This is a genomic window from Crateriforma conspicua (assembly GCF_007752935.1).
Classification (GTDB): Bacteria; Planctomycetota; Planctomycetia; order Pirellulales; family Pirellulaceae; genus Crateriforma; species Crateriforma conspicua.
In genome coordinates, this window is sequence record NZ_CP036319.1 from 4,220,647 (window position 1) to 4,231,659 (window position 11,013).

An 11,013-nucleotide genomic window follows, 5' to 3' on the forward strand; every position below is an offset into this window, starting at 1 on the left:
GGGACTTAGCGAGAGACCTTTCGCACCGACCCGATCGTGTAGGCCGGGAATTGCATCTGTGCCTGCTGTTGGGCGACCAAGCTGTCGCGACCGTACACGGTGACCCATCGCGGCGGGTACGGGTTGCCCGGTTTGGGGTAAAGCGTGACTTCCCACAAGCTGGTCACGCCGGCACGGATGGCATTCATGTTCAAGTTTGCGATTGCGATTTGGCGGTCGAACTGTTGACGCTGGTAGGCGGATGCGGCGGACGATTGCAGCCGAAACGTTTCATCGTCTTTGGCTTCGTAGTCGTCTTTTTCGTGTGCGGCCAACCATTGATGCCAACCGCCTTGCAACAAGTCATAGCTGGCATCATCGAACAGGAAGAACGGCACGACGTATTCGTTTTCATCCGCCAGTTCCATCCGCACACCTTCGATGGTCACTTTTTTTGGTTCACCGCCCAGGGTTCGCACCCAGGCGAACATTTCTTGCTCGGTGACATCGTCTTTCTGTTGGATTTGGGCGACCACTTTGCGGGTGATCACCTGGTACACCGGCGGCAAGTTTTTGTACGCGCGATCGTTGATATACAACTTGCCGCGACGGCGTTGAATCGATACTTCGACGCGAGCATAGTCGACGACCAGACCTTTCACTTTCGCACCGCTGGTAAGCGTCCAAACCTGTTGTTTGTCCAGGTTTGCTTGCGATGCCTCCAACGCGTCTTCGTCTTTCAAGTATTCGCGATCGGCGTCGGACAGATCTTCCAACTTGTACATACCTAATTCGCCGTCGGCACGCTGCAGCACGACGTGTTCGTCGTTGAAGGCGAATAGCTCCGCGTCGATGGTGTAAACGCCGGTCTTGTCGGTCCAAGTTCTGGCGTGGGCCGGCGTGGCAAAGCAAATGGCGGCGGCCAAAAGAATCACAGGTGCAGACGCGCGTAGGATGCGGTCAGAGAATCCGAGAGCGATCATGATCGAATCAGCAGTTGGGAGGGAAAAGAGGACGTTCGGTTTTCGGATCGTAAAAGTCGTCGGACACAGTTTAGCCCGCCGGGGATCACCCCGTCGTCGCCGGAGCGGTTGTCACCGATGGGCCGAACGGATCGCCATCGTCGTCGTCGCTGGATCGTCCGGCCATCAACCGGGCGACGGGGCGCGTCATTTCGAAGCGTTCCAGCAAGATTTTCATCGCCGCGGTCATCGGCGTGGCCAAAAACATGCCCACGATCCCCCACATCATGCCCCAAAACATCAGTGCCAACAGGATCGTCACCGGATGCAGATCGGACGAATCACCCATCACCTTGGGCTCGACAACATTACCACTGATTAACTGAATGGTTCCGGTGGCCACAATCACGGCAACCATCCACCAAACGTTGCCGCTGGGATCCAAAATGATCAACGGCACCGGCAAAACGCTGGCAACGATGGGACCGATGTTGGGAATGAAGTTCAGCAGGAATGCCAAGACGCCAAACGACAACGCCATCGGGACACCAAACAAGTGCAACGTCAAGCCAAACAGAAACCCGGTGCCGATCGAAATCAAAGTCTTCAGCGACAAGTATCCGCGGACTTGTTGATCGACTTCCTCCATGGTGCGATTCTTCTTGAACGTTGGTGAGCCCAGCAGGATGAAGAACACATAGATCAGCACGACCACGCTGGTGGACACCAGGCTGATTAAGGCCTGGGAAATCATGGCGATACCGTCACGAACGAAAGCGTCCACGATACGTGTCGCCTGCTTGGTTCGTTCGTCGTCGTAATCGATCGGTGGCAGAGCAGCGGAGGTTTCAGCCGCCAAGGCTTCACGCCAACTGGGGACATGCGATGAAGGCACCGAAGGCTCCGCAACCGACGGCACCGTAACCAACTTACGTGATGCGATCTGTTCGCCGCGATCGGTTGTCGATTCGTCGGCCACCGAGTCATTGGTATCAGAAGCAACAGATTCATCGGGATTCGCATCAACGGCGTTTGGATTGTCCGGATCCGCCAAACGTTGGTCTGACGTCGCGGGATCGGAATCCGACGACGCGGCCTCCTTGCGGTCTGGGGATGTTTCCGACGCTGGGCTGGATGTCGACCGCTGGACGGGGCTGTTCTTGGTTTCGGAACTCACGGCGCTGCCGGGCGGTGGGTCGCTCGCCGGGGGCGGCGGGTCGCCGGGCGACGGAAGTCGATCGTTGGCGGGCGGTGGCGGCGGCGGTTTCAAAAGGGAAACGTCACTGGAAAACAAATCAAACGGCAAACCCGATTCAGCCTTCATCACCAACTGTCGGACTCGCTGGCGATAGTCCGATGAATTGGTGGATAAGTCGACCATCGAAACCCAAACGGTCACGCCGAAAAGGGTCATCACGGCCAAGCCCAACAAAAACGCGATACCCGCGGCCACCAATCGCGAGACGCCGAATCGTTTTTCCAAGAAATCCAAAATCGGCGCCACACCACTGACGATGAAGAACGCGACCACCAGGGGCACCAAGACGGGGCGAAGCCAGAACACCAAATAGATGCCCGCAACGCTGGCCAGAATCATCAAACAGATGGTTTGAATCCGAGTCTCGGAAATCTCGTATTCGGGCAGTGAATCAGACGGAATCATTCGAGCGTTCAATGGGATGGCGGAACGGATCGACGCTGGCGAAACAAATCAACGACTGTTGCGATTTTTTGGGAGCGGGATCGGCCGAAGGTCTGTCGACGCGGCCGCGCCCGCTGTGTGTGTGTCAGTTTCAACCCTGGGACGGAGTTGCGGAACCGGCGATCCAACAGTCATTTTGCGCGGGCGAAGCGTCCGGACGTGGCGGCCGCATCGATCGCAAAGTCGGGTCGGGCCCCCCAGCGGAAGACATTGGGGCCACGTTTCGGACCCAAACAGGCCGTGAAAACGGACCTTCGGGACGCAAAATTCGGCTTCACGAGCGGTCACAACGTCGGATTTTGTTTGACGGACCAGGGGTTGGGCGGAGATAATCGGTCTTTGCGGCGCGTCGGGAACTTCGCCCGCAATTCCTTTTCTGACACTCGTCTGGTTCCCCAATCGCTTCATCGCATCCACTGATCGGTCCGACACGCGGACGTGGTCGTCATCCGGCGGCCGTTGGCGGAACGCCCGCACCGACGCAGCGGATGAAGCGGGGCAAGACGAACGAACGTACGGACACCACGCCAAAGATCTGCTTTACCAGCAATCGGAAAAACGCACATGAATGATCGAGTGATCGCAAAAGCCGAATCGATGCGGAAACTTCGACGCCGCCAGATGATTTCGATGTTCGTGTTTTTGTTGACGGCACTGATCGCTTCGCTGGCCGCGACCGCGTTCGGCCAGGCGACGTATCGCCAACTGCCGATCCAGGACGCTTTGAAGTCCGAGGCGGCTGTCAAGCAAATGAAGACGGCGTTGAAAGCGTTTTCCAACAGCAGCGAAGGCCAATCGTCGCCTCACGCCCGTGCGGCGATGGCGTACGTCAGCAACTACGTGCCCCGCCGAATCACCCAAGCCGACGCGACACCGGAGATCACCGAATTGATCGACGACGTGGTTTCCGCGATTGACGCGGCGCAGCGTCGTGGCAACACCCAGGTCGCAAACCTGATGATTTCCAAATTTGCCCCGATGATGTCGGGGGTGGCCGGCGGCAATTTCCAACCCGCCGCTCGGATCGCCGCGACCATGGCGATCGGTCGCTTGAATTCGGACCCCGGCGATTTCCGCGAAATTCCGCCGACGCCCTACATGAACGGGTTCGGTGTGTTGAAGAAGTTGTTCGAAACGGAAACCAATCCGGACGGCGTTCGCGCCGCGGCACTGCACGGGTTGTTGCGTTACACCCGGCTGACGTTCCATCGTTTGCCCGACAACGTCAAAAACCAATTGGCACCGCCGCTGCAAACGCTGTTGCAGGCACCGGTTCCCGCCGGCCGCAGCCCGGAAGCCCACGCGTTCATGCAACGCTATGCGGTCGACATTTTGGAATTGCTGCGTCCGGATGATGAAAACTTGGCGACCGCATTGGTCACCATCAGCCAAGATCGAAACCGTCCCGATTTGATCGCGTTGCATTCGGCCGCCACGTTCGGACGCCACGCCGGCGCGGCCAAGGCGAAAGTCGCCGCGCCGCTGAAGACGCTGGACATCTGGACCGCAATCGCTTTCGAAGCCTTTGGCGAAGAAGTCAAGCGTCTGGAGCAGTTCAACAAACCTCGCGAAATCGCGATGCAGCAGCCCGAGAAACCCGATGACTTGTTGGTTCCCGCCGAGGAACGCGTCATGGACGCGTCGATGGAAGATGGCTACGGCGGCGACATGGACATGGACGACGGCAGTTATGAAATGGGTGCCGAAGGCAGCGACGAAGGCTACGGCGACATGGGCATGGACGAAGGATACGGCAGTTACGGGATGGCTCCGGTCGTCCAAGAATATGAACCACAGCCGGCCGAAGTCGTGGCGACGCGTCGTCGATTGAACGATGTGTTGCAACAAATCCATCTGGGCGTGACCGGATCGGCCAAGCCCGGCATGCCGTCCAAGCCGGGTGGCTTGCTGGCCGTCGCCGATGACGCGTCCAAGGGCAAAATCACCACTTGGGTGACCGAGATGGAAACCTTGCTGACGGACTTGAACGACAAGTCGTTGGAAGAAACCAAGGACTTCCTGGAGAAGCTGACCGAATTGACCGAGCAGCTGGAAAAGATGGCCGGTGACGCCGCGAAGAAACCCGTCGCGGCACCGGATCAAGACGGCATGGTGGCCAATCCGGCCGCCGTCGATCAGTTGGCCGGACGCTAATCCAAGCCTTAACTGCGGGGCGCAGTGTCATTCATCACTGCGCCGTGAAACATTACTTGCCCAATGGCCATCGCATCGGCCGGGAATGTCAGGACGCTTTCGCGCCGTCCATGTCTTTCAGGCTTTTGCCCAAACGCTTGCGACTGGCTGTCGTTGTGCCGCCAGTGCTGCGTTTACGTTTTGGCTTGGTGGTCGAAGTGTCGGAGCCCAAAAGTGCCACCATGTTGGGGTGGAAATCATCGGATTGTTCGGGGGTACCGATGGCTTCGATGGCGTCGTTGACACCGTGCAGGACGGAGTTTCGAACGCCGTCGCGAATCCAATCGAAAAAGTTCATGTGAAACTGCTCTATCTGTGTCCGAAAACGGTATGTGCTAAACGCGGGCGCGCTTCCGCCGATGCGAGCCCTTCAATCCGCTTGTAATGACTGCGGATCGATCAGGTCCAGATCGATATCAAACAGTTCAATTGGGCCCGAAAGATCGACCAGAATCTGGTCCTGTCGCTGTCCCGGACGGCAGAATACGGCTGCGAATTTACCCCGGTGATGCCTCAGTCGCACTGTTGGCAAAGTCCCGACGTTTTCGTCACGTATTTCTTCGCCAACGGCCTCCAAGTTTGCATCACTTTGCGCCGCGGACATCCCGTCGTGCGTGCCGGAACCGGGCGGCTGGCCACTGCTGCTGGTCGTTGACGACGCCCACTGCTGGTTCAATTCGATCGATCGCCGGGCCCCTTCGACGAACAACGCGGTGCCGATGGCGTCCGCTTTGATCGCCGTGTCGCAGATGACGGTCAACGACGACAGATCGCTGCCCGGATATCCGGTTCGCGGGTCGATGACATGCCCGTATCGAACGCCGCGATGGTGAAAGAACTGTTGGCCGCTGCCACTGGTTCCCAGTGCGGCATCCAGCAAACGGATTCCGCCGATTCGTCGGTTGGGTTTGGTCGGATGGGCGATCCCCAGTTGCCAGCCCACCGCATCGGTGTCGCCATTGCCGGCCGCGAAGACGCTGCTTTGACCGCCGTGCAAAAGAAAATCATCGATCCCGTTTTCGCGCAAGCGTCCCGCCACACGGTCGATCGCGTCGCCTTTGCCGATGCCGCCCAAGTTGATTTGCATCCCCGGCTTTTGAAGTGTGACCGTCCGCCGGTCGGGGTCCAAGTCGATCGCGTCGTAGCCCACGCACGTTCTGGCCGCGTCGATCTCCGTCGCCGTCGGCTTTTTTCCGCTGCGTTGCATGAACCCCCACGCTTTGACCAGCGGTCCGGCCGTCACATCAAACGCGCCGGAGGTTTGACGACTGATTTCCAACGCATGCCGCAGGACTTCAAAGGTGGGCGTGGAAACCTTTACCGCTTGCCCCACGCCGGACCGATTGATTTGGTTGATTTCGCTGTCCGCGCGATAGACCGACAAGCGCCTTTCGATTTCATCCAGCGATTCCAGTGCGGCGACCGCCACCTCCACTTTCGCCGCGTGCCAGGGCGGCAGCACGACGACGAAGGAACATGCCATCGCGCGGTGCGAAACATGCGTCAAAAAGGGCTCGTCGGTTCCATTCATGTCGCCAGTTTAGGTACGAATCTAGGATCCCACAAAACGGGGCCGACTTGGGTTGCGTTCCAAGACGGTTTCCAGCACAATTCGAGCTTTCCGGCCTGGCGGGTTTCCTCGCCGAAGGCTGCGGATGCTACCGCGGCCGATCATCCAGTTCAGGTTTGACCGCCTGGAACGGACCGGAATATCACCAGGAGCGGTGGCTGAGTGGTCGAAAGCGCCGGTTTGCTAAATCGGTGAACCCGGAAACGGGTTCCGCAGGTTCGAATCCTGTCCGCTCCGCTTACGTCGGTCGAATCGCCGGCGATAATAGAATCCAGCCCACACATCCAGATTTGGCGATGCCGAACCCGATGCGTGGGCTTTTCTTTTGGCTTGGGGCCGTCAATTCATTGCCAGGTCGGCCAGACAAGGTCCGCGCAATCGGTTCATTCGATCGAACCGAACTTCTTTCACCCATCGCTTCATTTTGTCAGTCACTGGTGCCGACATTGGCTGATGTGCGCCGCAATCACGACCCGCGTGGGTCCACACCCGCGGCGACACACCCACGAGCCAACCTGATGCGTCCCCAAGGAATCGGTGATCGCACGGCCCGCGGGCGATAGCGATGGATCGCGGTGAATCTTTACCCGGATCCATCTCGTGTACCAGCCAACCGCCCGCCGCAATGACGTGCCGACGATCGTCGGTCTATTGTCGTTGCTGTTGGTCTTGTCCGGTTGCTGTGGGTCATTCAGCGCGACCTGGATGCCGGTCAAAGTGATGCCGGCATCAACCGATGCAACGGTTTGCTTGGTCCCCTGGAACCAGCCGTCCCAAGAATCCAAATGTGATCAAGCGGGCAACCTGGATGCGATTCGCGAGATCTATGACCGGGCGGTTCAGATGGAATCGGATTGCCAGTCACATTGCGTGGACCTGTACTTTCAAGTCGCCACCGCAACGTTGCCGTTTGATGGCCCGTTACCCCAAGGAACGTTTGACGTTTGCGGCGGTCACGCCGACTGTGGATGTTCGACCGCGTCGTTGGGCCGTGACCTGCACAAATCCGCTCTGAGCCGTCTGGTCCACAGCGGGCAACGATTCGGACGCTTCGATCACGGCAAACACTTGACCGTGCACACCGAATCGCGGGTGGTGCAGCTACCGCTGCATCGTGACGGCTTTTTGTGGCGCCCCGATGATTTCCGTTTTTTGCGGTTGGTCGGTGATTACCGGACCGATGCGATCCATCCGCTGTATCGCACCGCTGGTCGCGGCGTTCCATTGGTGGTCGAAACCGCGCGAGGCGATGATGATCCCCTGGTGATGCCCAACGTTCCCTTCGCGGCAACGCTATGCATGACCCAATCGAACGAAGGCCAATCGTCCGTTCGATTGACGCTGCACGATCCTTTGCGATCTTCCCAACGTCCCGGACTATACCGATGCAATGATGCGCAACCCGATTTTGGTGCGTTTTATTCACCGGACATCGCCACCGATATTTCCGCACCACTGGCCTATCGATTAAGCCAACGTCGCGGAGACAATCTTGACAATGTCACCTCGCTTAGCGATTCGACCGGGCCGTGCCGCTTGGCAGCGATTGAACCGTACCAACCTGGAAAGATCCCGGTCATCTTCATTCATGGTTTGGGATCCAGCCCGGCGACCTGGGTGCAAATGGTCAACGCCTTGCGATCGCATCCCGACTTGGTGTCGCGTTTCCAGTTCTGGGAATTTGAATATCCGCGTGGCTTGCCCTATCCGACCGCGGCCAGAAAGTTGCGTTCGGAATTGATCCGCGTTCGACACGCCATCGATCCCGACTTTGACGACGATGCATTGTCCGATTGCGTCGGCGTGGGCCACAGTTTGGGTGGGTTGATTGCCAAAGTCATCTCCACGACACCCGACATCGATCAGGACCCCGCATGTCGCATCCGTCGCATCGTGCATATCGGGACACCGCACCGTGGTGCAGTGCCGTCCAACCGTGTTTTTTCGGTTTTGGTCGATGGGGTGCGTGCGCTGCGTGGGAACATGCCGCAGGACCATGTCCCGGGGTGCCCACATCGGTCAAACAACATTGACCTGACGATCGTCGGGAACCCCTACTTGGTCGACTTGAATGCGACCCCGCCAAACGAAGGCATCATCACCCATTCGATCATTGGCAATCGTTTCGGGAATTGTGTGGGTGAACCGTGTGACGGCATCGTGACCGTCGACAGCGCGCGGGATCACTACGCAGTGTCCGAAAGGATGATCCGCACACGTCATTCGATGCTGAATAAACACGCCGAAGCCATCGAAGAAGTCATCCGCATCTTGCGTCATCACCGTTTGGAATTGCAATCCTGTCCGGCGCCGGTGCTGTTGCATGCACCGTTGATCGCCCCCGCCAGTCTGTCGATCGTTACCGACGACGACCCACCGGAAGCTTGGCATCTGGCAAGCCCCAATGGTGCGAATGACGCATCCCAATGCGATCAAAAATTGCCGGACGCAACATCAGGGGATCAGGGCACCATCAGATCGACAGTCGCACCTTGTTTGTCCAGCACCACCGATGTGACACCGGATGTTGCATCCGAAGCAACGTCGCCGACCGACAACTGGTAATCCCCCATGAACCCACGGACCGTTGCCGAACCGTCGGCTTCGGTCACCACCGTGGTGTCGGTCCACCACTGGTTGCGAACCAAGTCGACGAACACGTCGCCGGCCGGTTTGCGTGACCAGTCGCTACGCCAAAGCGCCGCATTGGGTTTCCAATGTTGATTTTCCCAGAAGCCCCACATCACGATCGCGTCGATATTGGGATGGCTGAACGATGCGACCAAGACATCGCGCAAGTAGTCCGCTTGCAAGGCTTCATCGGTTCCCGTGTCGACGTCCAGTTCGGTCAACTGCAGGTGTGGACAAAGCTTGGCGTAGCGGTCCAACAAAGCCAAGATGTCCGTGGGCGACGTCAATGATGCGGAATCAAAGTGTCCCATGAATCCGACCACGTCGGGGGCTTGGCCGTGCTGGTTCAGATTTTCGATGACGGCTTGGTAGGCATCGCGACGACTGCCGCCGGGCAGAATCTGGCCTTCATTGATCGCGTGCCGCAGCGACGGAGCCAAACGTCGTGCTTCTCGCATGATGTCGACATCGATCTGCATGTCGCCATACAACTGATGATAGGTTTGGCCGAACCCGACGACATGATTGATCGTGTCCCATTCGTCGACGAACGATTCGGTGGCCGGCAGAATGTCCTGCATGTGTTTCCACAGCCATTGCTTGTGCGCGGCCACGTCGTCAACAAAGTCTCGCTGGATCGGAGGGCTGTTCATCGATCCCCATCCGATGTAGTGGCCGCGAATTGAAATTCGGTTTTCTTGCAGCCATGGAACGGTGGCGTTCAAAAGAACTTGATGTCGGCGATACAGATCCCCTTTACGGTCTGCGCGATTTTTGCCCCATTGCCAGACGTGTGGGCGCAAGGCGCCTTCGAAGGTGACACGGGTGAGATACCTTTGGACGATTTCGCGATAACGCCGCGCGTCTTCGATGGTCGTCGGTCGACCGCGCGAGTCGCCGCGAATGTAGCGTTGAAAGGGAAAGTCCGACGCGTCGCCGCCCAACAACATCGAATTGACGGCCGAGCCAAAGGGAAACGAATGCCGCTGTTGCCGGATCCGAACCCTTTGCCCGGCTAGCGGATTGCCGTCAGTGTCGGTGACGCGGATGGTCATGTCGGCTTTGCGTATTCGGTCGATTCGCTGCAACGCTTGGATTCGCCACTCGGCGTCATCGTCACGTCCCGGGTAGGTGAACTTGGACGTGGGCAGTTCACGCAAAGGGATCGATGAACCGTAGTTGATCAGCCTGACCGCGGCGAACTGCAACGTCTGAGGCATTGAGGCGACGTGAATGACGACTTTGGTTTGGTCGACACCGTGATCGACCGGCGCGACAAACGGGTAAGCGAAACGCTGCCACTGGGGTCCCGCGTTGAAGGGATACCTGGTTCGATCGTCTTCGCCATGGGGTTGGACGAATAAGCCGGCGTAGCCCGTACTGCTTTCGTTGTCGGACGCCACACAGCGGGCATCGAACATCAGCAGAACACGATCTCCCTTGGCGATCTTGCGCTGCAAGGGGATCGAGACCTGTGCATCCCAGGCTTGGGGACTGGAACGTGGCACGACGACTTCGAAAACACGGACATCGTCACGTTGCCCCGTTTCAGATGCCAACGATAGCCAGCGGCCCGACGCGTCGGGCAGGCGGCCGTGGCTCAGGGTGGTCAGTGCCGGATCGTCGAAATCCAGACAGTCTACGCCACCCGCCGGCGCGGTGACTTGCCGATCCAACATTGTTTCAACGCTCGTTTCGGCACCCGCCATGTCGCGGATCCACATCGTCATCAAAAGGCAATAGACGATCACGATCCAGAACGGGATGCGGATTCGATGATGGTGGCGGGACATGACCAAGGCCTTGCACTGGACGGCGGGGTGGGATGGGGGGAAAGGACCACGATGGGGCGGACGACAGCGCTGGCCGATTCCGCCGGCCGATTCTGACAACCGGACGAATCGTTACCAACATCGCGATCCAAACAACCATCCGTCCAAAACCCGGTCGGATCCGAGTGGTTTCACGAAGTTGCG

Annotated in this window: 7 protein-coding genes and 1 tRNA gene; 3 read left to right on the forward strand and 5 right to left on the reverse strand. The window is 58.5% G+C overall.

The genetic code is table 11. From position 1 onward, the window contains the following. Positions 1 to 5: 5 nt before the first annotated feature. Both Mal65_RS15380 and Mal65_RS15385 read right to left on the reverse strand, forming a co-directional pair. Positions 6 to 914 (reverse strand): SHD1 domain-containing protein, encoded by a 909-nt coding sequence (locus tag Mal65_RS15380; RefSeq protein WP_165701307.1) that lies wholly within the window; start codon positions 912 to 914, stop codon positions 6 to 8. A 133-nt stretch (positions 915 to 1,047) separates the two neighbouring features. Next, positions 1,048 to 2,604, reverse strand: a complete 1,557-nt coding sequence (locus Mal65_RS15385; RefSeq protein WP_165701308.1) for an AI-2E family transporter — start codon at positions 2,602 to 2,604, stop codon at positions 1,048 to 1,050. A 603-nt stretch (positions 2,605 to 3,207) separates the two neighbouring features. Here Mal65_RS15385 and Mal65_RS15390 point away from each other — a divergent pair. Then, a complete protein-coding gene (locus tag Mal65_RS15390; protein ID WP_145299342.1) occupies positions 3,208 to 4,797 on the forward strand; it encodes a hypothetical protein in 1,590 nt (529 codons plus the stop codon). Between the two features lie 88 nt (positions 4,798 to 4,885). Here the strand turns inward: Mal65_RS15390 and Mal65_RS15395 are convergent, their stop codons facing one another. Both Mal65_RS15395 and Mal65_RS15400 read right to left on the reverse strand, forming a co-directional pair. Further along, entirely contained in the window at positions 4,886 to 5,134 is a 249-nt protein-coding gene (locus Mal65_RS15395) for a hypothetical protein (RefSeq protein WP_145299344.1), read from the reverse strand. 72 nt (positions 5,135 to 5,206) lie between these two features. Then, positions 5,207 to 6,367, reverse strand: a complete 1,161-nt coding sequence (locus Mal65_RS15400; protein WP_145299347.1) for an FAD:protein FMN transferase — start codon at positions 6,365 to 6,367, stop codon at positions 5,207 to 5,209. A gap of 187 nt (positions 6,368 to 6,554) precedes the next feature. On the opposite strand from Mal65_RS15400, the gene Mal65_RS15405 reads away from it, so the two are divergent. Then, a tRNA-Ser gene (locus Mal65_RS15405) sits at positions 6,555 to 6,643 on the forward strand. Between the two features lie 363 nt (positions 6,644 to 7,006). Next, complete coding sequence (locus Mal65_RS15410; RefSeq protein ID WP_145299350.1) at positions 7,007 to 8,971, forward strand: esterase/lipase family protein; 1,965 nt, start codon at positions 7,007 to 7,009, stop codon at positions 8,969 to 8,971. Here the strand turns inward: Mal65_RS15410 and Mal65_RS15415 are convergent. Further along, positions 8,869 to 10,830, reverse strand: a complete 1,962-nt coding sequence (locus tag Mal65_RS15415) for an endo-1,4-beta-xylanase (protein WP_145299353.1) — start codon at positions 10,828 to 10,830, stop codon at positions 8,869 to 8,871. The two genes, Mal65_RS15410 and Mal65_RS15415, sit on opposite strands and share 103 nt — an antisense overlap. Positions 10,831 to 11,013: the final 183 nt, after the last annotated feature.

What these genes read in the sequence shown, in the direction of transcription:
- Mal65_RS15385 (WP_165701308.1), bottom strand. Translation starts at nt 2,604, where the DNA reads ATGATTCCGTCTGATTCACTGCCCGAATACGAGATTTCCGAGACTCGG.
- Mal65_RS15390 (WP_145299342.1), top strand. Translation starts at nt 3,208, where the DNA reads ATGAATGATCGAGTGATCGCAAAAGCCGAATCGATGCGGAAACTTCGA.
- Mal65_RS15395 (WP_145299344.1), bottom strand. Translation starts at nt 5,134, where the DNA reads ATGAACTTTTTCGATTGGATTCGCGACGGCGTTCGAAACTCCGTCCTG.
- Mal65_RS15400 (WP_145299347.1), bottom strand. Translation starts at nt 6,367, where the DNA reads ATGAATGGAACCGACGAGCCCTTTTTGACGCATGTTTCGCACCGCGCG.
- Mal65_RS15415 (WP_145299353.1), bottom strand. Translation starts at nt 10,830, where the DNA reads ATGTCCCGCCACCATCATCGAATCCGCATCCCGTTCTGGATCGTGATC.